The following is a 24781-nucleotide window of genomic DNA, read 5'->3' on the forward strand; positions in this document are numbered from 1 at the left end:
AACCCGGAATTTAACCAACAAAAAAACCCCGTCTCTACGTATAGAGACGAGGTTGAACCCGCGGTACCACTCTAATTCATTTCCTAAGAAATGAGCTCAATTCGATGGCTATCACCATCTATCCCTGTAACGGTGGAACTCCGGCTTACCCTACATGTCAGGCAGCTGTTCATAGACGAGTTCGAAATGAACGACGTTACCGTTTCGCACCGACCAACGGCTCTCTGAAAAGTCATTGCACTTCTACTATTTCTAATCCTCACATTTGTATTTGGAATTATTGGTTAGTATAGGGTAATCCGATCGATTTGTCAAACCTATTCTGCGCCGCCTGCTTCCGCCAGAAATTGCTCGGCGCTTCTGACCTTGCCAATTCGCGGGAAAATGTAGTTGCAGGAAGCTTCATGCTCCTCCTTGCTGAAGGTCTTCATCGCATCCGTGATGAAGATTTGATGATAGCCAAACTGGAATGCTTCTCTCGCCGTGCTTTCCACCCCGATATTGGTGGCGATTCCGCACAAGACGATCGTATCAATCCCTCTCCGGCGAAGCTGAAGATCCAGATCCGTACCGAAAAAAGCGCCCCACTGCCGCTTCGTGACCACGTAATCGTCCGGGCGGACGCCCAGCTCCGGGACGAACTCGGCCCAATCTTGAGGAGGCTGAACGGCCGGAACCGGCTGATCCGTTGCCGGCTTTAATCTGTCCTGCCCATCGTGGAAATCGACATGGACGAATGCGATAAATCCGCCCTTCTCACGGAACAGCCGGACAAGCCCGGCAGCCTTCTCAACAATCTCTTGCCCGTTCGCGGTGGCGACGATTCCCTTCTGCAAATCGATAAGGACTAAAGCTGTTTTTTGAAAATTCACTTGTATTGGTATCATTGAGTTTCCCTCCGTTTGGTTAATTTGCTGTTATATCGGAACATCGCCTTCAACAAAGGCGGTACCGCGAAAAAGATAAAAAAGGTACGAAACAGCTGATAGCCGGCCACCATCGACAAATCCGCATGAATCTCATGGGCGATAATGCCCATTTGATCCATCCCCCCGGGAGCAAGGCTTAGCAGCCCGGTAGAGGCGGATACGGACTGGAGCTTGGTCAGCAGCACGCTCAAGCCCAAAGCCCCCAGCATCAGCAGCAGTCCGCTGCCAACCGCCAGCGAGATCGTCCGTACTTTATGCGTCAACCGGCCCGGCTTCAGCATCAGCCCTACATGTACGCCAATGAAGAGCTGCGCCGCGTTAAGGACAAAGGACGGAAGCGGCGGTCCCTGGAAGCCGGTCCATTGAAGAACCGCCGTTCCGATAGCCGGACCCAGCAAAAAAGCGGTCGGAAATTTGATCTTGTTCCCCAAGACGGCGCATCCTACGCAGACCAGCGCATAGACGAGCAGGTTCGGAATCATCCCGCTGCTCCAACCTGCCGAAACGGCGGACAACGGAGCACCGGCCCCCGAACCCTCGTGCGCTTGCCCGAAGAGCGGGCTCGTTACCAGCAAGGGCACGCACGTGATGATCAGGATCAGCCGGATCACCTGCGTGACGGTGACGACCGTGAGATTGACCCCGTCGGTTTCCTCCGCCAACACAAGAACCTGCGTCAGCCCTCCGGGTATGCTTCCCAACAGCGAGGATTTGTAATCGATCTCCGCCAGTCTGGAGACGGGATAGGCGATGCCCGCGCACCAAAGCAGCAGGAGCAGCGTCATGAGCAGCATCCACGGTAGTTGGTACGACATCTCCTTCAGCGCCGCCGCCGTCATGGCCAGCCCGATCGTGTATCCGACGATGATCATGCCCGTGTTTCTGAACTGCCCGGGCCATGCGAAACGTCCCTTAAACACATTCGATCCGATCAAAACGGCGAACATCGGACCCAGCAGCCAGGGTATCGGCAAATGCAGCAGCTTGAACGCGATGCCGCCGATGACAGCCGCAATCAGAGAGCACGCGATCCCGGCGGAACGGGTCGGGGCTTTTCGTTGATCCATAACTCTCCCTCCCTATCTTTCTATAGAGTTATTTTGAATAATATGTGCATTTTTATGCACATATTAGAGTAAAAAAAGAGATCATTCAAGCAGGTCGGCAATCGTATAGGTGCCCAGCACATGGTCTACCTGCACAATGATGTCGGTCATGAGTTTCTGAAACGATTCGTTGACCTTTTTTCCAAACAGGTGATTTCCTGTTGTATCCAGCATCTGGTTCCATAAGGGCTCTTCTTCGTGTAAAGCGTTGTAGATCTCGGACAGCGTAATCTCCCCGGGCTTTCGGGTCAACTGATAGCCCCCTGCTCTGCCCTGCTTCACTTCCACGATGCCGGCTTCCGCCAGTTGCGCTAAAATTTTGCGGAGCGCGGTCGGCTCACAGCGGATCTCTTCCGCGATTTCGGCGCTGGAGCGCTGCTCCGAAGTTAAGGCGAGTACGATTAAAGCTTGCAGCCCGAAGCCGAACCGCTTGATTTGTGCCATGTTGCCCTGAACAGCCTCCTTCGGCTACAGCTTTTAATGTGCTTAATTTAGCACACTTTAATACAAAAAACAACCCCTCTCGCTCGCGCCAAACTTACCGGCAAACGCAAGCATACGTCAGGGGTCATTTTTCGATTGAATTTTACCTCTGCAATCCTGTCGGCTTTTTCACCAAACGTATTGATCTTGCATTGACCAGCAGGATGCTGCCGACGATGAGCACGAGTCCCGCCACCAAATTAATTGATATTCGCTCGCCCAGAAACAGGACGCTGCAAGTAATCGCAATGAGCGGGATCAGAAACGTAAACGCTCCGACCTTGCCAGCTTCGCCGGAGCCGACAAGCTTGAAGTAAGCGAGCCAGCCTAGCGCAATGACGAAAACGGAAATAAACAGCAGACTCGATACGAACGTAACGTTCCAGACGATATCCGTCCATTTTTCCAGAACAGAACCCGAGCCTAACAGCAAAATGCCGCCGATCATCAGTTGAAGCGCCACCGCCCAAACCATATCGACCCGCGCCGACATTTTCTTAGTATACATGGTACCCAAGGCCCAACTGACCGCACAGCCGAGAGCGAGCACGATTCCGGTAACGGACAGATGTCCAGCCAGACTGCTTGCGCTAATCTCGAATACGCCTAGAAAACCGAGCACAAGTCCGATCCATTTCAAGCCGAACATCTCTTCCCCCAGCCATAGCCAGGATAAAATCCCGAGCAATACGGGCTGCAGGAAAACGATCGCCGAGAAGAGTCCGGCCGGCAAATAGTTCAGTCCGATCGTTTGAAGACCGTAAAAGAGAATGATGTTCAGCACGGACGAAATCACATAAACGGGCCACGTCTGCTTCCAATTGAGCTTCTTGTAGCCGGGCAAGGCGACGCAGATGAGAATCAATCCCCCGATGCACGTCCTCAAGCCTGCAAATAATAAAGGCGGCGAAAAGGAAAGCGTATATTTAGACAGCGGCCAGTTGATTCCCCAGACGATAACGAGAAAAGTGAGATACAAAGCCGCCCGCGAGCGTGAGAGCTGCAACACGATGAACACTCCTTGTTGTCAATGTTTTCTCATGATACAATAACTATCGAAATAAATAAAATGAATGTTTATTATAAGGAGCATACCATAAGTGTTATGACCCATTCCCAAATTCAGCTGTTCGTCAAAATCGCCGAAACTGGTAGCTTTACCAAAGCCGGTCATGAATTGAATATGACACAGCCTGCCGTCAGCCGCGCCGTCTCCACACTGGAAGCCGAGCTCGGCGTGACTCTCCTGATTCGCGACCGAAGGAACGGGATTATTTTGACGGACATCGGCGAACGCCTCTTGGTTGTGTTCCGCGATATTTTGCAGGGCTTCGAGAAGGTGGAACAGGAAGTGATGGCCGAAAAAGGCTTCGAAGTCGGGACGATTCGAATCGGTTCCTTTCCCTCGGCCTCCGCTTATTTTCTGCCCAAAATTTTCAGAGTCATCGGAGAAAAATATCCCCGCATTCAATTCGATCTGTACGAAGGCACCATCGACGACCTCAGAGAACGGCTGGCCTCCAGAATGATTGATGTCGCTTTTCTCATTCCGCCGCATGATGAATTTGAAGTTACTCCCTTACTAAAAGAAGAGATGTTTCTGTTCATCCGGGACGACCACCCTCTGGCCGATCGTTCGACCATTCGTTTACAAGAATTGAGCGACGAGGCGATGATCATCTGCAACGGAGGCTACGAAATCCCGATCTTTGAGCGATTCCGGGAAGCCGGGGCCCGTCTCCAAGTCAAATATATCGTCCATAATGTGAACACCTCGTTGAACATGATCCAAGAAGGGCTCGGTGTGGCGATCATGTCGAACATCTCGGTTGCCCTGTCAACCTTGCCTCCCAACGTTCGAATGCATGCGCTAAAACCTCACCCTTACAGAGAAATTAACCTGGCGGTACCTTCCCTGCAAGAAGCTTCCATCGCTGTCAAGCTGTTTATCCAGACCGCACGAGACTTGTTCGGGGAATCTTGAAAGCCGCGTGCTCCGGCAACGTGAAAGAACCGCGATTCCGATTGAACGGACCGCGGTTCTTTCTTTTTATCAGGCTTGCCTTTGTTCCTCCGGCGGGTTCCCGTCCTCCGACTTCCCCCACTTGGCGGCCCATTTCTCCATTTCCTTGAGCGCAGCCTGAAAATCCAAACCTTTTTCCGTTAACGAATATTGTACGGTTACGGGCACTGTGGGAAAAACTTCGCGGCGGACAATCCCGCTGTTCTCCAAATGCCGCAGCACATCCGTTAAAGATTGCGTCCTGACGACCGCCACGTCCCGATGAAGCTGCTTGAACCGTTTAGGCCCCTTGGACAGCTCCGCAATGACCAGGAAGGCCCATTTCGCCCCCAAAATTTGCAGCACCGAGCAGATATTCGAGAACCCTTTCTCCTCGTCCTTTGCAGGCTCCATGCCTCCACCTACTTACTTTTATTTAGTTAGTCAAAACAATTGGATAATGTCCAAATACTTTGCCTTCTTACGTAAAATACGTACCCTAATTATAATACAACCAAGAGATCTCGCAATCCCAACTGTCGAATCGGCATGTGCCGGCCATGACCCGATTTCGGCTGCTGTCCCGGACAGCGGAAAGGAATGATTCGAAATGCATCGCATGTCCATTTACACGCTTGCGCTTGGCGTCTTTTTAACGGCAACCTCCGAGCTCGTCGTATCCGGCATTCTTAATGTCATTGCCGAAAGCTTAAACATTTCCCTTGCCCTTGCCGGGCAATTGATTACCGTCTACTCCCTTGCGTTCGCCATTGGCACCCCGGTTGTCGTATCCGTCACCGCCCGCTTGGGACGCAGAAAAGTATTGCTAGGCTCACTGGCGCTTTTTATTGTGGGCTGCCTGGTATCGTTCGGTAGCTCAAATATCGTCATCCTGATGGCCTCCCGTGTCATATTGGGGATAAGCGCGGGCGTCTATCTTGTCGTAGCGCTGGGTGTGGCCGCGAAATTGGTCCCCCGCGAAAAATTGGGCAGCGCCATCGGCACCATCATTCTAGGCTTTAGCAGCGCCATGATCCTGGGCGTCCCGATCGGAATCGCGATCACGAACTGGCTGAATTGGCAATCTATCTTCCTGATTCTGGGCTTGTTCAGCTTAGGAATTACCATCGTCATCTGGCGTCTTCTCCCGGATATCGAAGGGGATGCGCCGGTTTCGTTCCGTCAGCAGTTCAAAGTGCTGGGAAGCGTCGTTGTCGTAAGCGGCCTGCTGCTCACGTTTTTCCGGGAGACAGGAAATTCGATTGTGTTTACTTATTTGACGCCGTATCTTCAAGGCAGCCTTCATGTCCAAGCTTCGAACATTAGCATCATTATGCTGGCTTTCGGCATTTTCGGCGCCATCGGCTCCCGGCTGGGCGGTTACGGCGTCGATCGATGGGGAGCGGCCCGAGTCATTACGTTCAGCATTGCCGTTCATACCGCCGCGCTGGCCGTGTTACCTTTTGTTTCGGATGTGCCCGGGATCGGGTTGGCGCTGCTGGCCGTCATCATCTTTTCCATGTTTGCAAATGGCCCGGCGATCCAAAGCTATTTCATTCAACAAGCGCCGGAGTCGTCGAATCTGGTGCTTAGCCTGAATACATCGATCGTGCACTTGGGATTGGCCGCGGGAGCCGGGGCAGGAGGATTCATGGTCAGCGCCGCTTCCACCCTCCAGTATAACCCTTGGGCTGCAAGCTTCATTTTGGTGATCGGTCTGGCGGCCGCCTTGGTCAGCTTCACGAGGGGAAAGAAGGTTGCGGTCAAGCCCGCCTAATAGTGAAAAAAAAGAAGGCCGTACCCCTCTTCAAAAGAGAGTACGGTCCGGAATGGCGCGCTAGTTGAGCGATCCCTCATAAGCCCGCTTTAAAGCTTCGATGTCCATCTTATCCATTTGAAGCATGGCCTGCATCACCCTCGCCGATTTCTCGGCATCCTTGTCCTGCAGCAGCTCGCCCAAAATCTTGGGAATGATCTGCCACGAAAGCCCAAACTTGTCCGTGAGCCAGCCGCATCTTCCTGGCTCCCCTCCTTCGGAGAGCTTCTCCCACAGCTCGTCGATTTCCTCCTGCGTCTCGCAGTTCACGAAGAACGAGACGGCCGGGGAAAAGGTAAACTGCGGTCCGCCGTTTAAGGCCATAAACGATTGCCCGTTAAGCTGGAACGTTCCCGACATGACCGCTCCCCTCGGACCAGGGCCGCCTTCACCGTAGCGTGTGACGCTCTCAATCTTCGAATCTGCAAAGATGGAGGTGTAAAAATTCATCGCTTCTTCCGCTTTGCCGTCAAACCACAGGAAAGGGGTAATTTTTTGCATGCGTATCCGCTCCTTTTGCATTCGATGGAATGAATGTCCTCTCGCCTGACCTTGCAGCTCCATCTTAGCATATATAAAGGGATGCGGTTTCTTGCGGATTGCTGTTCCGCCTCGCGCATGGCTTTCGCCGAACTATCCGTTCACGACCCCTAAGACGAACCCATCATACCCCTTACTGCCTACGGTCTGAATCGCCGTAGCGGATAATCGGGCCTCTTGCTCCAGCAGGTTATAAAACTCCCTGACTCCATGGACACGTGGATCTGTGCTGGCTTCGTTCATAATTTCGCCGCCGCGGATGACATTGTCCCCAATAATGATCGTCCCGGGGCGGGAAAAGCGAAGCGCCCATTTCAAATATCCGGGGTTATTCGGCTTATCCGCGTCAATAAATATGAGATCAAATGGCGCGGCACCTTCCTTTTCCAGCTTAGCCAACTGCTCAAGCGCGTCCCCTACCCGGATCTCCACAACGCTCTCCACCTCAGCAAGGGATACATTCGCTTGCGCTACCTCCGCATGCCGCGGATCGAGCTCCAGGGTAACAAGACGTCCGTCTGCCGGCAGCGCCCTTGCCATCCAAATGGTGCTGTAGCCTCCCAACGTCCCGATTTCCAAAATTCGATTGGCGTTTTGCATCCGGGCAACTAATTGCAGCAGCTTTCCTTGGGCTGCAGAGACGTCATGCGGCGGCAGACCCGCTTGCCGGTTTGCGGACAAAACCTGCTCCAACACGGTGTCCTGAGGAATGAGCTTCTCCGTGATATACTGATCGACCCGGCTCCACATGTCCAATTCATTCATGATATCCCAGCCCCTCGGTTTGTATTTGACTTTCACCTTGATTTTAATTGATTCAGAATCATAAATATAATATATTGTTTTTAGTATTTCATATATTTTGTATATAGAACTAAGGAGACTAGCCATGAATCTTCATGCCCTGCGACTATTTCATACGATCGCTTCCACAGGCAATGTAACCCGTGCCTCCGAGCTGTTGAATATTAGCCAACCGGCCATTACGGCCCAGATCAAAAAATTTGAAAAGGAGCTCTCCATTCCTCTATTGAAGCCTAATGGAAGAGGAATTGCTCTGACGGATGCCGGAGAAAAAATAGCGTTGCTCGCAAAGAGACTGTTCGCGGTAGAACAGCAGATCGATCAATTTTGTCACGAATACCGCGACGGCACGAACGGACATATTCGATTGGCGGCGACCTATTTACCGGCCCAATTTCTGATCCCCGCCTGGATCGCGAAGTTCAAACAGCAGTACGAACAGGTAGAAATGACGATTACAACGACCAATTCAAGCGATGCGCTCAAGCAGCTTTTACAGATGGAAGTGGACCTTGCGGTTTATGGAGGGCTGGCAGAGGAATACCCGGATGCGATTCAAACGGAAGAGTTGTTTCGTGACGAGCTATGGTTTGTGGTAGCGCCGAATCACAAATATGCGAATCAGCAAGTTTCGCTGGGCGAAATGATGAAGGAGCCTTTCGTCATGCGCGAGGAGGGAAGCTCGACACGGGAAAGGCTGCTGGCTTTATGCCGAACCTACAGCGTATCCAAACCCCGAATCACGCTGCAATTCAACGGATTGCATGAAGCGATCATGGCCGTTATCGCCGGGTATGGCGCCAACTTCGTTTCTTCGTTGGTCGTGCGGGAATATGTGCAGCGCGGCGAGCTATGCCGGGTTTACGTCGAGGGCGTCCGGCTGCAAAATACAATTGCCATCTGTACCCGCAAAAACGAGCCTTTGTCCGCCGCTGCTGCAAATCTCGTACGGATTATTCGCCAATCCGGGGAGGATGCGGCACAATAGACAACTCTCCCCCGGCCATGAAATCGAGCTCAGCTTGAGCGAGCCGCCGCCTCAAAGTAAGTCTTGCCGGATTCGCGATCATCCTTGAGCATGGGGTGAATTTTCTCCCAAAACGTGTTCAAAGCCGAATCTGTTTTTTCCAAACGTAACAAGACGTCTCCCGGACTGTAGGGCTCCCATAAGTTATCGGGCAAATACTTGTTAAAAATGATTTTTATCGCTTTGCCGTCTCCCTCCACTTGGGCCTGAAGTCTTTCCATCGTTTGAAAGCCATCAATATCTATTGTCGCGTAGTAGCTTTTATCCTCTTTATATATCGAAATTCGGTAAAACCTATTTTGATCCGGAGGGGCGTATTCCGAAAATTCATACTCCCCGACCCACGATTCCAATGGTGAAGAAGCTATGGTCGTTTTTACTTCTTCCGGCTTATTTCCCGAAGGCGCATGCTGAACGTTATCTTTTAAAGCGGAAGTTGGAGTATTCGTACCGCATCCGATCATCGAAGCCATGACGAGGGCAAGGATTGCGCCGCCTATCGATCTCGCGATCACTTTATTTTTCATCTATGGATTCTCCTTGTCGTTCACTTACATCGATTCTTCCAATCATAGTGGAGAAGGGTTTATAATTCGCCCTTCTCCAATTTCTCTATCATGGTTGAAATGTCGATTCCAAGAAGTTCTCCACGCTCCTTTGTAAGTCCTTCTGTAAAGAGAACTTTGGCTCGTAGGGCTTCAAATGAGTAGCCCCTGCCCAAACGGTTAATAACATGGACAAGGCTGTTCAGAGACTCCGTATAGGGGTTTGTGATGCGATGGTCGAAGTAGGCGAATATCTCTTCTTCCCAGTTTGCCATAGCCTTTGTAAGAGGCTGAAAAGCGGGTTGAAGTTCCTTGGGTATTTTAGATTTCCAAACGTGGTATTTGAGGAATGCCTTTTGTCTTGTATCGCTTTCCCAAATATCGAAAAAGGACTCCTTGAATCTATACGCAATACCGAGAGAGGGGTAATTCTCAGTCCACAGGTCAAGCGTTATCTTTTCCGTCTCCGTGAGCTCTTTTTGGCGTTTCGGAAGGATAAAACGGTCGTGCATAAGCCCCCGACGTTCCTTCGGTTTTAAGCCCTCTCGAAGCTGTTTGCGGATGGTTTCTAACGCTTGATTCGCCATAGGGACAACGTGACACTTATCAATAATGATAGTCGCCTTGGGCAATACAGCCTTCACAGCGTCCTTGTACGGTTGCCACATATTCATAGCTACGTATTGTACTCGTCCTCTATTTGGAAGGCGTGAGAGGTTGCCTACAACCGTTTCCTTGCTCCGATTGGGCAGAACGTCTAACAAAGTACGTTCCTCGATGTTGGTCAAAATGCATCTTGGTTTCATCATGTGAATTTCGTCTATACCAAGCCAATTAGGGGTTTCAAACCGTAACGTTTCTTTCAGACGGTTCCTATATTCCCGAAAAATATTGCGTATCGTCTTTTCGTTAAGCCCTACGTCTTCTGAAATACTGACGAATGTTCGTTTAAGACTCTCCTGCTCAATGTAAGTCAACAATCGCTTGGTGCAGCTCCGTCTTTCGTCAATGGTGTGGTCTAAACGTTCCCAGAAAGTTTGAGAACATTCACGACAACGATACCTCTGACGCTTTATAAGAAGCCCTACACACTTTCCGTGGATAGGCAAGTCCATACAAACCTGTTCCCTGTTATCGTGCTTATAGAGGTTCGCATTGCATCCACAGTGAGGGCAAGCTAAAGGTGGAGAGTTCGTCACCACTTGTATTAGAAAATCAAATTCATTCTCACGAATACTTAGTAAGTTGAATTTTGGAAGATTTAGAATATCATCCATTTGAATTCTTCTATGCATTTACGATGCAAGTTCCTTTTTTATTTTCGAGTGAGTAGTCAAAATACCACTGAATATAAAAGATAACAATGAACCGGCAAAGCAAATAGCCGCAAATATGCCTACGGCGGAAAAACCGTTAAAAGTCGCATAAATCAAGCCTGCGATCCAAGAGCCGAGTGTTGTCGCAGCGTACATGATCGAATTGGCCAAGCTTGAGATCGTGCCGCGGATTGTCGGATTTAACGAATTCAGCAGTCCCAAAATCAGCGGAAATGCGATTCCCATATTAACAAAAATTAAAAAGTATACACCTTCGAAAGCAGAAACCGATGGCAGGTGAGGCAAAGCAATAAAACATGCAATCGAAACAAGAAAGCCCACAACCATCGTATTGAAACGGCTCAACCTTTTGATCACATAAGCACCGCTAATGCTCCCGACCATATTTCCAAGACCAAGAAAAAACATCACGTACCCTACTTGATCAATCGAAAGGTGAAAGCGGTCCGTCATCCATTTTCCAATGAAAGAAAAGGCAGCAAAGAATCCGCATTGAAATAAGAAATGAGCCAGGAACGATCTTCTCGCTATTCGGCTTGTCAATAGTGGGACGTATCTTTTAAATATTGGAATCTTGGATCTTTGGTCTTGCTTCGGTTTCATTTCGGGCAAAACATAAAAAATAAATATCGCCACCAACAACGAACATACTCCGATTGTAAAAAAAGGATAAGACCAATGGGTTGTAGCAAGCAGGCTTCCAATAGGTATGCCGAACGCCTGGGAAGCAGCCAAACCTGCCATTACAATTCCTGATACTTTGGCGATCTTTGGCGCAGGAAACAGAGCAGGAATCGAGGCCCAGACTTGAGGCGCTGTAAATGCTGCGCTGACTCCGGCTAAAAAACGGAATAAAAACATCGACCAAAAGCCTGTGGCAAAGCCGCATAATATGGTTGAAACCGAGAAGCAAACCATGCCGGAAAGCATCACTTTTTTTCGATCCCATCCATCGGAAAGCGGTCCGGCAATCAGTGCAAATACGGCATAACCTAAAGCATAGGCCCCCACCATCCAACCGGAATACTCAGTTGAGATATGAAACAAACTCTGAAGAGTGGGGATGAGCGGAGAAATCAAAAATGTATCGGTTCCGATCACAAACATGATGAGGAAAAATAATGCTGTTAATTTTTTCATGCTAATTACCATCTCCTATCGTAATTAGTTTTGTAGTTAAATAACTATTGAACTAATGAACAAAAAAATAGATTTCTTTCTACAACGTATCCAGAAATCCGGGCAAGTAAGTTTGAAAAGTCTCTATATCGATACTCATATACTTCGTTTGAGCTTCTTTTCGTACCTTGATCAATTTCGCTTCCCTTAATGTACGCAAATGATACGAAGTATTCGATTTCGAAGTATCGCGAATGTCCATTACTTCTCCGCAATTCATCTCCTTCTTGTTGGTGTACAGCGTTCGAATGATATCCAGTCTTGTTTCATCAGCTAATGCCTTAAATATTTTGACCCTTTGCTCATCATTAAACATTATTTGAGTAGTCATAAAACCATTGTACTACGATATCGCTACAAATCAAGGCTTTAGCAAAATACCACCATATTCTCCGATTTATAAGGGAGATGTTTTTAGTTTGTCTCCGCCAAAAACGTCGCCCCGAAAGGACAAAAAAGCTGTTCATAGAAAGTTAATCCGCTCTCTTGGCAATACGGAAAGATATGAGAAAGCTCAGGACGATGAAGAGCAGCTGAGTCAATAAGGCCAGCATGATCCCCATAAAGATGCCTTGGCCAAAATGCTCGATTATAGCGATTAAAGCGCCGCCGATTCCGATGCTCACTCCCGGGCAAAAAGCGTCGACGAATTGAAGATACGCGGAAATCTCGCCTTCCTCGCCCGAGCGGGCATGCTGCAGCGCAACGGCTCCTGTCGTCGGATTGGCCAACCCAATGCCAAAGCCGGTAAAAATTTGCGAGATGACCGCAAAGCCAATTCCCCCGCTCTCCAGCCCTACCGCCGTAATGACAAGCGATACGCCGACGATCATCAAGCCGATACCGGCTGTAACCCGTTTTTTTCTGCCGCGGCCGTTATCCTTTTCGTCCAGTTTGGATTGCAGCCAAGCTGCGGTGGACCAGCTTAATGCACCTGCGGCGACGATCAGCCCGGCAAGGTCTGCGGGCAAGCCTTTGACCTCCGTCAGAGCCAAGACGACATAGCTCTCGGTAGCAACATAGCACGCAACATACAGCCCTCTGGAAACAATGGTGGCTGGCAGCCCTTTTTTGACGGTGAACGTTCCCGCAGGGAGCAACTTCTGCAGAGGCCGGACCATGACGATCAACCCGATAAGCGCAAGCACAATGCCCTTCCAATCGGAAACAAAGCCCAACCCGCTCAACAGCAGCCCCGTGCCTACCGTCAGCAATACAGCGTATCCTTCCTTGCGGCCGCTTTTCTGAACCGGAGTGTTAGCTGTCTGAAGCTTGCGAAAGGAAGGAAGCGTCAGCAATACGGCTAATGCAATCAAGGGCAATACAAGCCAAAATACGAATCTCCACGAGACATATTCGGCCAGCAGCCCGGCAATATACGGACCGATCAACGCAGGCAAAATATAGGCGCTGGAAAATGCGGCCAAAATTTTCGTCCGGAGCGCATCGGGATAGCTTAAAGTAATGCTGTAGTACACGCATGTGACGATAGCGCCTGCGCCGAAACCTTGAAACGCTCTCCCCGCGATTAACATCGGCATATTCACGGAGATGGCGGCAACCAAAATACCGGCTACAAAAATAACGATAGACAAAGAAAAAGAGCGATACACGCCGATTTTGCCGATTTGCTGCCCGATGACCATCGTGCCCAATATTTGCGTCAACAGAAATGCGCTGAAGATCCAGCCGTAGAACGAAATGCCATTCAAATGCTGCGCCAAATCCGGCGCGATGGTCGTAATCGCCAAACCCTCGAACGCTACGGTAGTCACAGCCAAAATGATACCGATCGTCAGCGCCCGATAACGCGAGTCAAAAATAGTTGCCTTACTCTCACCTGTTTCCATTCTCTCATCCCCAATCTACTTGCTATAACATTAGTTGCTTTAGCAAGTATAAGATATAAAAAAATTGTATCTGTTAACACCTAAGCTGCATAAAAGAAATCAAATAATAGTCTTATCTATAGTTGCTATAGCAATTATATGATTAAAAAAACGCAAAATAGGAAAACGGGCAAATCTCTACAAATCCTTCACGTTATTGTACATAACGGCAAGTATTCTTCTAAAGGTCTCGACTTCTTCCTCGGACAAACCTTCCACCGTTTTCTTGTAAGCCTCGATCGACGGAGCGAGGATGTCCCCTTTGATTTCTCTGCCTTTCGGCGTTAAATATACCCGCAGCGATCTGCGGTCCGTCTCGTGGGTTACACGATGAACGAAGCCCTTCTTTTCCAGCTTGAACAGCATCCGGGCAATGTTCGTCTGATCTTTATACAGCCTTTCCGCAAGCTCTTTTTGGGTGATCCCCTCCTTCTCCCAGAGAATGACCAATATCTCCCATTGATCCACGGTAATATCGAAAGGGTTAACGACCTTTTGATAATAATTGTTAAGCTTCAAATCCGCGCGATGTACGATAACGCCGATATATTTTTCTAGTTCCAATGACAGCCTCCATCATAGTCGACATGATTATAGTTGCTATGACCATTATATTTTCCAACCCCAGCGATGTCAATCGGGAAAATGGTTACTTTTTCCTCCGACGCTTCCGGCGAGCCTCTCTACCCGCGATATACCTAAAAGCAAGAAAGGCAGCTCAGGGATTGCCCCTGAAACTGCCTATTTCTATCTGCTTACACCTTCTTTTGCGCCGCAGCGTCTTTTCCGTCGCCGAACAGCTCTCGATTGGAAATGCCCGGAACCCCCAGCGCGACCAGAAAAGCCAGCAGCATAACGGCGGAGACGCAGGTGAAGACGACGTGAATGCCGTGCGCCAGATCCGCGGCTTCGCCAGAGGATGCGAATGCATTGAACACGACGCCGAAAATCGCGATAAACACCGTCTGACCAAGCGTATTCATAAGCGCGCTCGTCGACATGGCGATGCCGCGCTGGCGATTCTCGACCGCGTTCTGCATCAGAATCATGAGCACAGTTCGGCTCACACCGAGGCCGAAACCCGCCAAAAGCATGATGACGAAGAACACCGGTACCGGTGTTGCCGTCGTGATCACTGCCAGCATGACCCCGCTGAACATGAGCAGACCTGCTCCGAGTATGGCGACCCGCTTGGGCGGAAGCCGTCGCATGAGCTTGCCTGCGGCTGTCGCGCCGAGCGGCCATCCGACCGTCGCGATGGCGACCGCGAAGCCCGATACGATCGGCGACTGATGCTTGAGCGATTGCAGCCAAAGCGGGAAATAGACCGTCGTCGCGATAGGAAAAGCGTACGCCAGAAAGCTGAACAGGTTCGGAATCAGGATAGCCCTGTTCCGTAACAGCTCCAGCGGCATGAAAGGCTCGGATACACGCCGCTCAACCGCCACAAAAAAGATGCCAAACAGCACGAACATAGCTGCGAACAGTAGATTGACCGGCGAAAGGAAGTCGCTCTCTCCCCCGAACAGCAGCACGATGAGCATCGACGAAATACTCGTCAGAAACGAGACCGCTCCGATCCAATCGATGGATCTGCCCACTGGCCGGAACGTCTCCCTGAATGCGAACGATAGCAGCAGCAGCGACGCCAGACCAAGCGGCAGGTTGAGGAAGAAAATCCATCGCCAATCGGCGAATTGGACGATCAGTCCTCCGATCAACGGGCCGACGATGCTGGACAGAGCCCATACGCTGCTGAAAATCCCCTGCAGCCGGGTCTGTTCCTCCGGCGTATAGATGTCGCCGATGATGGCCATCGTGATCGGAAAGATCGCCCCGGCGCCCAGCGCCTGCACGACCCGGAAGATGACGAGCTGCAGCATCGTTGCCGACGCCCCGCAGAGGACAGAGCCAAGCAAAAAAACGGCGATGGCGATCATGAGAATGCGCTTGCGACCATACAGATCGGCGAGCTTGCCGTAAATCGGCGTGGTGACGGCCGTGATGAGCAGGTAAACGGAGAACGTCATGTTCATCAGTTCCATGCCCTTCAAATCGTCGACGATGGATTTCATCGCCGTGGTGACGATCGTCGCTTCCATCGCGCTCAAGAACATGACGATGAGAATGGATACGAGAACCCAATTACGATTCATGGGTTCCCACCACCTCTCGTACGAACTTGTCAAGCGCGGTGACATCCGTAATGTTTTTGTTACAGACTTCGCTGTCCACGCACAAATAGTTCCCGATCGCCTTGTAATAATCAGGCAAAGCGTTCACCGGCTTCGATTGGATGACCGCCGTAAATAACGCTACTTCCGCATGCCGGTTGCACACAAAGCATACGCCTTTATTCGCCGGGATATATCTTCCTTCGATGCCGGCGAGCTGCCCGTTCAGACGGTATACGATGAACAATTTATTTGTCGCGATGTCCACCCAGCCAAGATAAGTGACATAGCGGTAATCGATCGCGGTTAAATCGGGAAGCTTCCGTTTTTTGTTTTTCGGGAACAACTTGGCAAGCTGCTTTCCCGTCACTTCCGGAAATTCCGTCAAATAAGGCTCCAACGAATGCAAATAATGTCGGAATTCTCCCTCCGCACGCAACGTGGAGGCCTTTTCCAACACTTGCTTTTGAAGCCCATCGGCCCCCGGGAATGCTTCCATAATATTAAAGTGAACGCTATATCTTACCGATTCCACCACTTTCGGATCGGTAACGGAATGGCAGGCCCGCTCCAGCAGATCGACCTGCTTTTTGATGAAGTTATATTGATGGTTTCTAATGAATGGGAATGGTTTGACCATGGCTTTCAGCCCCTTATTTTTGATGAAAACAAAAATAGGTGCAAAGCCCATCAATTAGAAACGATCCTAGCTTTCTCGGGCGACAAGGTTAACGAAATAACCGTCGGGCCCATGCAAAGTATCGCCCTAATGTTAGGCTTTGCATGAGCTGCTTCTTGTTCCGGCAAAATAATTTGCCATTTCAACCGCCTCCATTCATCCGTCATTATAAAAGAAAACGGACTTAGTCGCAATTGCAAAATCGATTATAACGAAAGTTCACCGAATTTCGTTTTTGTTGTTTAACCACTCCTGAAATTGAAGCGGTGTTCGCACGTTATCGTCCAATACGGCCGTATAAATGTCATAGCTCTTCACTTCTTTCCCGTATTCAACTCGCGTGGCCCAGCTATTTTTGATGGTCAGAATCGATTCCCGCAGCTCCAGGGTGAGCCGGTCGGGCATGGTCTCGATATGCCTAAGATCCGGTTGTTTATCCGGTTCGTCGACAAACCAGATATCGAGTTTCCACTCCATCCCGCTCAGCGCTTTATACTTTAATCCAAGGTACAGCCCGTCCGGATAGCCGGGATCCGTATTCCAGACGCCGGAGTCATTCAGGAACCGGACCTCCCTCACCCCTTGGCGGACCATGATTTCCGAAGCGATCCGAGTTACTACATCGATATTGAGCTTGGAGCACACCACGGTAATATCCAAATCTCTCCAGACCATCAGCCCGAGAGCGGCACTGCCGACTCGAACCGGCTGGCCCGCCGAAGATAGCAATTCGTCGATTTTTAATTCCTTCGCTACAGCCTTCGCTTCCATTTGCAGCTCGTGCTGCCGTGTCAGAAGTTCGTTGTCGGCCATCGTTTGTCACTCTCCTTTTACATGGTCTCATCAAATTCACGATCATGCTCCACCTTGACGGCTACGCACCCCTTCTTATGCCCTGTTTCGACATACCTGTGAGCGTCGGCCATTTGTTCGAACGAGTAGAGCCGATCTATGACCGGCTTTAGTACTCCCTTTTCCATCAGGTCTTTGAGGAGCAATAAATCTTCCGTCCGGACCTTCGCTATTCCCTGCCCTGTGACGGAGACGTATTGCCCGTTCGGAGCCAACGCTTTCTTGCACTTCGTTCTCGAAACTTTCCCTACCGCATCGAAGACGATGTCGTAGAGCTCTCCTCTATTCACAAAATCCTCTTTCGTGTAATCGATGACCTTGTCGGCTCCGAGAGATTTCACCAGTTCCAAATTGGCGGTACTGCATACCCCGGTAACCTCGGCACCAAAATAGCTGGCAAGCTGTACCGCCGCGGTGCCTACCGCCCCCGAAGCTCCATAGACAAGAACTTTCCGTGCACTCTGAATCTTTCCTTTTCTCAGAAAATGCAATGCCGTAGTTCCCCCAAAAGAAACGGCAGCCGCCTCCTCATAAGTCGCATTGTCCGGCTTCAAGGCTAGCAATCCGTCTTCACGCAAGCATATATATTCGGCATAAGCGCCAAGACGCATTCCCGTAAACGCAAAAACCCGGTCGCCCGCCTTGAATCGGGTTACATTTTTTCCAACGGCTTCAATTTCTCCGGCTAACTCGACCCCGAGTATCGGTTTTCTTGGCTTTCGGAGACCCATCATGATTCGCATCGGGATCCGATACAAGAAAGGACCGTTGAACCCCCGGACTAGGCAGTCTCCCGAATTGACGGTTGTCGCATGAATTTTTATCAGAACTTCATTTCCCTTGGGAGCCGGTTTTTCGACCTCTCTCAGCTCCAGAACATCAGCAGGTCCGTATTTCGTGCAAACGATCGCTCTCATGGAGTTCCTCCAGACCTCATTTTGCACTCAGTATAGCTGGAACACGGTACGGATATATAGCTACCTAAGTATGGTTCTGGTCAGTGCTTCACGCTGATCTACAGCAGCCCCAGCTCGCGGGCGCGTGCCACCGCTTCGGTACGCCGTTTTACTTGCAGCTTGTCGAAGATGTTCCGGTTATGCCCTTTCACCGTGCTTAACGCGAGGAAAAGCCGCTCGCTAATCTCATGATTCGAGAGTCCTTGGGCGACGAGCTGCAAAATTTCCAACTCCCGTGCACTCAGGGGGTCGACCAGGAACTTGTCTGACCGGAATTGGCGCGGACCGGATTTGCTTTCATCGTTCAATCGCTCCGCTTCCATATCGTCCAGCAGCTTGCCCGCATACTCCGGCATCATCTCATGAATAACTGCTTCGCGCAGCAGCTTTCTCATCGGAATGCCTTCGTCGACAAAGGTCCGAATACAACCGCCGGACTGGGCTATGGTCATAGCTTCAACCAGAAGTTGCGCCGCTTTGTGCTTTTCACCTTGCGCATGCAGAGCGACGGCTTGCAGAACCGTGATTTTGAGCCGCTCATCCTCCCATTCCTTGGCCTCTGCCTGCTCTCGCAGCGGCTCCAGCAGCGCCATCGCTGCGGACGCCTCTCCCTGTGCCAGATGAACCCGCGCCTGGCTGACGGGAAGCTCGTGCTTCTGCGCCAGATGGGCAGCAGCCCCCACCTGGCCCTGATGAAGCAAAACAAGCACCTGCGCGGCAGCGATATGAGGCGTCTGCTTCACGAAATTTTGCCGGCGGGCGATATGCTCAGCCTTCGCTAAACTAGCAGCCGCTTCGGCCACATCTCCCCGTGCAAGCTTCAATCGGGCGAGAACCACCTCGCCTGCAACGACTCTGTCCGTGTGCTGCAACTGCTGCGTCAGTTGAACAGCTTGCTGCCCGTGGTGCATCGCGGTCTCCAGATCGTTCCATTCGTAAAAAATACGGGCCAGGCCCAGATGCGCTTCGCACGCAACCGGCAGAGGCGGATCGCCGGCCAATTGCAGAGCATGCCGATACGTTTCAGCAGCCATATACAGCTGATTGTCCAGTTCCTGGATATTCCCCAGGCCGAGTGTAGCCATCATCGTGATCATGTAATGCCCGATCGTCCGGCTGATCGACAAAGCTTGGGTATAGGCGTGGCTTGCTGCGGCACGATCCCCCTGGAGCTGGTAAGCATATCCCAGCGTCCACGTAGTCGCTGTACGGACAGGCAGGTTGTCCGGGTGCAAATATTCCAAGGCTCGCTGCGACTCGGCAATGATGGCATCGGCCTGGTGCGTGTTGACAGCCAGCGTGGCACGTATAGCGGCGATATGCCCTATTAGATCCCGGCGGGTCTTATCGTCGTCCTGCGCGGCACCTCGAAGCCCTTTTTCGGCAGCTTGCAGCTTCCGTTCTACGTCGGCCGGTTGACCGGCCATCAGCAAGGCAGAGGCATGCATGACGCTCAACACGGGCCTCGCTTCCAGCTCCTCCTTCGGCATTGAATCCAGCCAATTCAGGACAGGGGCTATCGCGCCGCGGAAGAGTAAAGGCATCCCTTCCCCCTCGATCAGACGTACGGCGCGCTCAACATCATGGGCGGCTGCCGCATGGTAAAAAGCTTCAAGCTCCAGGCCATGATCTTCGTACCACTCGCTGGCACGCAGATGCAGTTCCTCCACGTCCCGCTTCTCCTCCCCTTTGGACGAACCGACTGTTTGGTACAAACGCTGCCGCAGCAAATCCGCAAAGAGATGGTGATAACGGTACCAGCGCCTCTCATTGTCCAAGGGAACGATGAACAGGTTGGCGCGTTCGAGATCTTCCAGGGTTTCTTGTCCAGAGAGAAGTGCGTCGGCTCCCCCACCGAGGACGGCATCGCACAACGAGCCGCACAACCGGTCGAGGATGGACGTGCGCAGCAAAAAGGCCTGAAGGCTTGCGGATTGCTGCTGCAGCACTTCTTCAACCAGATAGTCCAACACGAAATGATGGCTGCCGGTAAAGGCTCGGATCAAGCTGGCGGCGTCCTTATGCCCCTGCATGGAAAGCGCGGCCAATTGCAAACCGGCGATCCAGCCTTCCGTACGAGATTCAAGCACGGCGACGTCTTCCCGCGAAAGGCTGAGGTCCATGACCCGGCCCAGAAATTCAGCCGCTTCGGAGGATGTAAACCGCAAGTCAGCGGTACGCACTTCAGTCAATTGGTCCCGCACGCGCAGACGGGCCAAGGGCAGATCCGGGTCCTCACGGGTGATGATGACCAGATGCATCTGTACCGGCATTCGCTCCAGCAGAAAACCGATGGCATTGTCAATCGGTCTGGAATCTATTACGTGGTAATCGTCAAGGACGAGAATGAAATGGTCCGGAATGGCGGTGATTTTATTGAGCAGCGCTGTCAAAATCGTCTCCACCGGCAGAGTGCCGGGGGCTTGGAGCCTACCCATAACGCCTTCCCCACTATGAATTCCGATCGTCTGCAAAGCAGCGAAGAGGTAAGTCAGAAAGCGTGCCGGATCGCGATCCGCCTCTTCCAATGAAAGCCATGCGGCCGGTTGCGGGCAACCCGCGAGCCATTCGCTGACAAGCGTGGTTTTACCACATCCTGCCGAAGCGGAGATGAGGGTTAATTTGCGGTGCATCCCCTCATGCAGACGCTCGATCAGGCGGGGACGGGAGACAGCTTTTGCCCGGGGATGAGGGATGTACAGCTTGGTAGACACAATTGGGATAGACATCATTATCACCGTTTCTACGAAATCAATGTCGGCGGTTACGTTTCATACTTATGTTCGACAGTTTCACTGTATTTCCCTGTTGCGCCCCTTTACAATCCCGGTGATCTTCATCAATGTATGTTTGCATCTAAAAGTGCTATAATAAAAGAATTCAAATTATTCAGTCCACAATAAGGAAGGAGAAGCATTCATGAATACAAAACAATTGGAACGAATCCATACGGGTAAAGGCTTTATCGCGGCCTTGGACCAAAGCGGCGGCAGCACCCCTAAAGCACTGGCCCAGTACGGCGTTCAAGAATCGAGCTATTCCAACGAGGAAGAGATGTATGCCTTGGTTCATGAGATGAGAACGCGCATTATTAAAAGTCCTGCGTTTGATTCCCGGTACATTTTGGGCGCCATCTTATTTGAGAACACGATGGATCGCTCCATTGACGGCCAATTGACGGCCGATTATCTGTGGGAGAAGAAAGGGATCGTGCCTTTTCTGAAAGTCGACAAAGGGCTCGCCGAGCTTGAAGATGGGGTTCAGCTCATGAAACCGATGCCTGATTTAAACGACCTGCTGAAACGGGCGGTGGAACGAAACATTTTCGGGACGAAAATGCGCTCGCTGATTAAAGAAGCCAATCCGGCCGGAATCAAAAAAGTCGTTGAGCAGCAGTTTGCCATCGGGAAACAAATCGTGGAGATGGGACTCGTTCCGATCATTGAGCCGGAAGTGGATATTTACAGCGCAGATAAAGTAGCATCGGAAAAACTGTTGAAGGACGAAATTTCCGCTCAATTATCCGCCCTCGACAAAGACGCAAAGATCATGCTTAAGCTTTCCATACCGACGGAAAACAATTTCTACAGCGATCTGATGAAGGACCCGCACGTCGTACGGATCGTGGCGTTGTCAGGCGGTTATTCGCAAGCGGAAGCCAACGAAAAGCTGGCGCAAAATCACGGATTGATCGCGAGCTTCTCACGCGCTTTATCTCAGGACCTCACCGCCGGGCAATCCGACGAGGAATTCAACGCACTGCTGTCCAGAACCATTCAAGATATTTACGAAGCGTCCATTAAATAAAAATATCGCGACCCCGAACTTGTTCTAAGCTCGGGGTCTTTTCTTGTGTCGTGCGATCTGAGTTTATGCGAGGAATCCCATGAGCCTTTTCACGTTGTTGGCATTTTCTGTCGAAGTAAGAGATTCAAGAAGGTCGAAGGCTACAGCGAATGCGGTCGATGGGTTAAAAGAAGTAATGATATTTCCGTCTCTTACAACAGGCTGGTCCGGAATCACGTGGGCTCCCATGGCTTCCAGTTGCAGCTGCCGCTTGCGGTTATTTAGATTGTAGGTCGTCGCCTGTCTTCCTTGCAGAATGCCGCTTTTGCCAAGCGGTAAAGCTCCGACACATATCGAGGCAATGATTTTCCCCTGCCTGTCGAATTCACGTATAAATTCAAGGACATCGGGGCGAAAGGCATCCTCATAAAATCCGGCCTCTTCAAAACCGCCAGGCAGCGCCAGCGCATCGAACTCATGGACGGTCACCTCTGAAATCACCTTTTCGGGGATGACGGTAAAATTCCAGGTGCATTTTAATTCATTTCGAGTCCCGACGGTAACGAGCTGCGTCGATCCATCCCCCTCGTCTTTATTCCATCCGATCACATCTGTAAACACGCTTGCTTCCACGGCTTCAAAACCATTTGGTAAAAGTAAACATATTTTTTTCATATGATTCATCTCCTTTTCTAAGAATCATATGATACAATGAATCATTAGTAAAATTGAAATAACTAATCTTTATATTTAGAATTTCTGATAAGAATACACATCTATGGGGGGATAAAAATCGACATTCGTCAATTTCAATCCTTTAAAGCCGTTGCGGAATTGAATAGCTTTACCAAAGCAGCTCACGCTCTTCAGTACTCACAGGCCACGATTACTTCTCATATTCAGCAGATTGAGCATGAAATCGGGGTTCCCTTGTTTGACCGATTAGGAAAACAAATTAAACTCACCATGGTTGGACAGGAACTGTATCATTATGTAGTAGAATTGCTAACCGCATATTCAAAAATAAAACAAATTTCTTCCGATGACTCTACGGTCAAAGGCCAGCTCCGCATTGGCGCATCAGCAACCTTAACCGCATACAAGTTAGGGCCTGTGCTATCAAGGTATAAAAAAAATTACCCTGAGGTTACAATCTCTCTTATTAACGATCATTGTTCCGCCTTACGCCAGAGACTCCACTCCGGAGAGCTAGACATTGCGATCACCTTAGAACCGCAGGTATGCGATCCGCAGCTCATCACCGAAATTTACTCGGAGGAACCGCTAGTCTTTGTAGGAGAAAGTACTCATTCCATAAAGACTATCGAAGAATCAAATGGCGAGTGCATCATTTTTAGCGAGAAAAATTGTGCGTTAAGGCGATTTTTTGAGGAGTACCTGATTCAGAAAGGAATAGATACGTGTAATTACTTGGAATTTAACAGCATGGAGACGATGAAGGAGTGTGTTGTAAGCGGGTTAGGGATTAGCTTGATGCCTTCCATCAGTGTGGAAGCGCTGCTGCGCGATAAAAAAATGAAAGTGATAGAGTCCGCTTGTGAAAATCTCATGTTTTACGCACAAATCATGTATCATAAAAACAAATGGTTGTCCAAAGCTCATCGGAAGTTCATTGAGATGGTTAAGAGCTGATCAAACCAAAATGCCTTCCGAAGAACAATTCGGAAGGCAAAACATCTAGTAAAATAATACTAAGTCGCCGCGATCCGGCACATACGGGTTCGTTACCATGACTCCCGTCCATGCGGCCTACCAGTGGTTACCTCTTTATGAAGATTTTCCGGCGTGACCTTGAAAAGAAGCTCCTCCAATGTTGTCGACTTTGGCTTAATGACGAGGTGGCCATCCTCCACGTCGAGATCGACCTCGGAACCTTCCTCCCCCTCCCTAAAAAAGTATATATAAAGTATAAACATTTTCTTGAAGGAAGTTAATCACAGGCGGCCGGGAGAGGGGAAACGTTTGAAATACAGAGCCTAAGGAGCGCACTCCATTAAGATTGCAGTGCATCTGTTTGAATGTTAGTGCTCCTGCATTAACGCTCTGACTTCTTCCTCGGAAAGTTCTGTCATGTCTACAATGGTCAATACGTCGTAGCCACGGGCAAGAAGTCGCCGGGCTGTCTGACGTTTCTCTTGAATGATGCCTTCCGCCTTGCCTTCCGCTTTGCCTTCGGCCTTTGCACCTTCAACTCTGGATGCTTCGTCACGCAAAAACTTCAGCCGTGTTTCATAAGCCATACGTGTCTCTGCGTCCTGACTAAGAAACTCCAGCGTAGTCATCGCCTTTTTCAACATCGGTTCGTTCACCGTCAACACCTCCCATTGCTCGGGTTCCACACCTCTTAAAAACAACAACCAGTTTACCAAACCGCCTGCCACCGGAGTCGGATACTGTTCCAGCTTGGGCAATTCCATGACATGCACTTCGATATCGTCAATCAGTGGAATCAAGGTGTGATCTTCACGCAGATGGAAAACGTTATGATAACGATCATTCGGCAGGCACGAATAATTCAGGATGTTGATCGTCACACATTTTTTCAACTCGCTGTAATTACCGCCTTCCTTGATCTGATGGAAGTACATATTACTCCAGTAAAACAACGTCCGCTTCTCCATATGATAAGGATTGAATAACTGCATCATACATCGGA

At 50.3% G+C, this 24781-nt stretch carries 24 protein-coding genes, 1 pseudogene and 1 other annotated feature; of the genes and pseudogenes, 5 read left to right on the plus strand and 20 right to left on the minus strand.

Annotated features, from left to right (window positions below; translation table 11 throughout):
- Nucleotides 1–39: 39 nt before the first annotated feature.
- Nucleotides 40–269 (minus strand) — a binding site (T-box leader).
- Between the two features lie 48 nt (nt 270–317).
- The 4 genes from PEL01S_RS00975 to PEL01S_RS00990 all read right to left on the minus strand — a co-directional run bounded on the left by PEL01S_RS00975 (nt 318) and on the right by PEL01S_RS00990 (nt 3527).
- On the minus strand, nt 318–887 hold the full coding sequence (locus PEL01S_RS00975) for a hydrolase (RefSeq protein WP_063182233.1): 570 nt from the start codon (nt 885–887) through the stop codon (nt 318–320).
- Nucleotides 884–1996, minus strand: a complete 1113-nt coding sequence (locus tag PEL01S_RS00980; protein ID WP_127458924.1) for an AbrB family transcriptional regulator — start codon at nt 1994–1996, stop codon at nt 884–886. The genes PEL01S_RS00975 and PEL01S_RS00980 overlap by 4 nt, the downstream gene beginning before the upstream one ends.
- Before the next feature lie 81 nt (nt 1997–2077).
- Nucleotides 2078–2479, minus strand: coding sequence for an Rrf2 family transcriptional regulator (locus PEL01S_RS00985; protein WP_127458925.1), 402 nt, complete (start codon nt 2477–2479; stop codon nt 2078–2080).
- A 142-nt stretch (nt 2480–2621) separates the two neighbouring features.
- On the minus strand, nt 2622–3527 hold the full coding sequence (locus PEL01S_RS00990) for a DMT family transporter (RefSeq protein WP_127458926.1): 906 nt from the start codon (nt 3525–3527) through the stop codon (nt 2622–2624).
- Nucleotides 3528–3623: 96 nt separating this feature from the next.
- Here PEL01S_RS00990 and PEL01S_RS00995 point away from each other — a divergent pair, with 96 nt between their 5' ends.
- Nucleotides 3624–4502 carry a LysR family transcriptional regulator gene (locus tag PEL01S_RS00995; RefSeq protein ID WP_063182226.1) on the plus strand — a complete coding sequence of 293 codons (879 nt, stop codon included), beginning with the start codon at nt 3624–3626 and terminating at the stop codon, nt 4500–4502.
- A gap of 69 nt (nt 4503–4571) precedes the next feature.
- Here the strand turns inward: PEL01S_RS00995 and PEL01S_RS01000 are convergent, their stop codons facing one another.
- Complete coding sequence (locus tag PEL01S_RS01000; protein WP_127458927.1) at nt 4572–4934, minus strand: winged helix-turn-helix transcriptional regulator; 363 nt, start codon at nt 4932–4934, stop codon at nt 4572–4574.
- Nucleotides 4935–5130: 196 nt separating this feature from the next.
- Between PEL01S_RS01000 and PEL01S_RS01005 the strand changes: the two genes are divergently transcribed.
- Nucleotides 5131–6297: an MFS transporter gene (locus tag PEL01S_RS01005; protein ID WP_127458928.1), complete on the plus strand. Its 1167-nt coding sequence runs from the start codon at nt 5131–5133 to the stop codon at nt 6295–6297.
- A gap of 60 nt (nt 6298–6357) precedes the next feature.
- Here the strand turns inward: PEL01S_RS01005 and PEL01S_RS01010 are convergent, their stop codons facing one another.
- Nucleotides 6358–6837: a VOC family protein gene (locus PEL01S_RS01010; protein ID WP_063182219.1), complete on the minus strand. Its 480-nt coding sequence runs from the start codon at nt 6835–6837 to the stop codon at nt 6358–6360.
- A 132-nt stretch (nt 6838–6969) separates the two neighbouring features.
- Nucleotides 6970–7641, minus strand: coding sequence for an O-methyltransferase (locus PEL01S_RS01015; protein WP_127458929.1), 672 nt, complete (start codon nt 7639–7641; stop codon nt 6970–6972).
- A gap of 124 nt (nt 7642–7765) precedes the next feature.
- Here PEL01S_RS01015 and PEL01S_RS01020 point away from each other — a divergent pair, with 124 nt between their 5' ends.
- Nucleotides 7766–8668 carry a LysR substrate-binding domain-containing protein gene (locus PEL01S_RS01020; protein ID WP_063182214.1) on the plus strand — a complete coding sequence of 301 codons (903 nt, stop codon included), beginning with the start codon at nt 7766–7768 and terminating at the stop codon, nt 8666–8668.
- A gap of 29 nt (nt 8669–8697) precedes the next feature.
- Here the strand turns inward: PEL01S_RS01020 and PEL01S_RS01025 are convergent, their stop codons facing one another.
- The 11 genes from PEL01S_RS01025 to PEL01S_RS01075 all read right to left on the minus strand — a co-directional run bounded on the left by PEL01S_RS01025 (nt 8698) and on the right by PEL01S_RS01075 (nt 21047).
- Nucleotides 8698–9234, minus strand: a complete 537-nt coding sequence (locus tag PEL01S_RS01025) for a DUF5991 domain-containing protein (RefSeq protein WP_063182212.1) — start codon at nt 9232–9234, stop codon at nt 8698–8700.
- Nucleotides 9235–9293: 59 nt separating this feature from the next.
- Nucleotides 9294–10529 carry an ISL3 family transposase gene (locus PEL01S_RS01030; protein ID WP_127458930.1) on the minus strand — a complete coding sequence of 412 codons (1236 nt, stop codon included), beginning with the start codon at nt 10527–10529 and terminating at the stop codon, nt 9294–9296.
- An 18-nt stretch (nt 10530–10547) separates the two neighbouring features.
- On the minus strand, nt 10548–11729 hold the full coding sequence (locus PEL01S_RS01035; RefSeq protein ID WP_127458931.1) for an MFS transporter: 1182 nt from the start codon (nt 11727–11729) through the stop codon (nt 10548–10550).
- Nucleotides 11730–11808: 79 nt separating this feature from the next.
- A complete protein-coding gene (locus PEL01S_RS01040) occupies nt 11809–12099 on the minus strand; it encodes an ArsR/SmtB family transcription factor (protein ID WP_127458932.1) in 291 nt (96 codons plus the stop codon).
- Nucleotides 12100–12241: 142 nt separating this feature from the next.
- Nucleotides 12242–13618, minus strand: a complete 1377-nt coding sequence (locus tag PEL01S_RS01045) for an MFS transporter (protein ID WP_127458933.1) — start codon at nt 13616–13618, stop codon at nt 12242–12244.
- A 177-nt stretch (nt 13619–13795) separates the two neighbouring features.
- Entirely contained in the window at nt 13796–14221 is a 426-nt protein-coding gene (locus tag PEL01S_RS01050; RefSeq protein WP_010491780.1) for a MarR family winged helix-turn-helix transcriptional regulator, read from the minus strand.
- 191 nt (nt 14222–14412) lie between these two features.
- Nucleotides 14413–15813: an MDR family MFS transporter gene (locus tag PEL01S_RS01055; RefSeq protein WP_163767894.1), complete on the minus strand. Its 1401-nt coding sequence runs from the start codon at nt 15811–15813 to the stop codon at nt 14413–14415.
- A complete protein-coding gene (locus tag PEL01S_RS01060; RefSeq protein ID WP_127458935.1) occupies nt 15803–16471 on the minus strand; it encodes a FusB/FusC family EF-G-binding protein in 669 nt (222 codons plus the stop codon). Before PEL01S_RS01060 ends, PEL01S_RS01055 begins: the two co-directional genes overlap by 11 nt.
- A gap of 258 nt (nt 16472–16729) precedes the next feature.
- Complete coding sequence (locus tag PEL01S_RS01065; protein WP_127458936.1) at nt 16730–17323, minus strand: hypothetical protein; 594 nt, start codon at nt 17321–17323, stop codon at nt 16730–16732.
- A 17-nt stretch (nt 17324–17340) separates the two neighbouring features.
- Nucleotides 17341–18279 (minus strand): NAD(P)-dependent alcohol dehydrogenase, encoded by a 939-nt coding sequence (locus PEL01S_RS01070; protein ID WP_127458937.1) that lies wholly within the window; start codon nt 18277–18279, stop codon nt 17341–17343.
- 98 nt (nt 18280–18377) lie between these two features.
- Nucleotides 18378–21047, minus strand: a complete 2670-nt coding sequence (locus PEL01S_RS01075) for a winged helix-turn-helix domain-containing protein (protein WP_127458938.1) — start codon at nt 21045–21047, stop codon at nt 18378–18380.
- A gap of 190 nt (nt 21048–21237) precedes the next feature.
- Between PEL01S_RS01075 and PEL01S_RS01080 the strand changes: the two genes are divergently transcribed.
- Entirely contained in the window at nt 21238–22125 is an 888-nt protein-coding gene (locus tag PEL01S_RS01080; RefSeq protein WP_127458939.1) for a fructose bisphosphate aldolase, read from the plus strand.
- 63 nt (nt 22126–22188) lie between these two features.
- Here the strand turns inward: PEL01S_RS01080 and PEL01S_RS01085 are convergent, their stop codons facing one another.
- Entirely contained in the window at nt 22189–22779 is a 591-nt protein-coding gene (locus PEL01S_RS01085; RefSeq protein ID WP_127458940.1) for a DJ-1/PfpI family protein, read from the minus strand.
- Nucleotides 22780–22902: 123 nt separating this feature from the next.
- On the opposite strand from PEL01S_RS01085, the gene PEL01S_RS01090 reads away from it, so the two are divergent.
- Nucleotides 22903–23757 carry a LysR family transcriptional regulator gene (locus tag PEL01S_RS01090; RefSeq protein ID WP_255320053.1) on the plus strand — a complete coding sequence of 285 codons (855 nt, stop codon included), beginning with the start codon at nt 22903–22905 and terminating at the stop codon, nt 23755–23757.
- A gap of 389 nt (nt 23758–24146) precedes the next feature.
- Here the strand turns inward: PEL01S_RS01090 and PEL01S_RS01100 are convergent.
- Nucleotides 24147–24770, minus strand: a pseudogene (locus tag PEL01S_RS01100) (Rpn family recombination-promoting nuclease/putative transposase); the annotation flags it as partial.
- Between the last annotated feature and the right edge of the window lie 11 nt (nt 24771–24781).

Origin of the sequence: Paenibacillus elgii NBRC 100335 (assembly GCF_004000865.1) — a bacterium.
Classification (GTDB): Bacteria; Bacillota; Bacilli; order Paenibacillales; family NBRC-103111; genus Paenibacillus_G; species Paenibacillus_G elgii.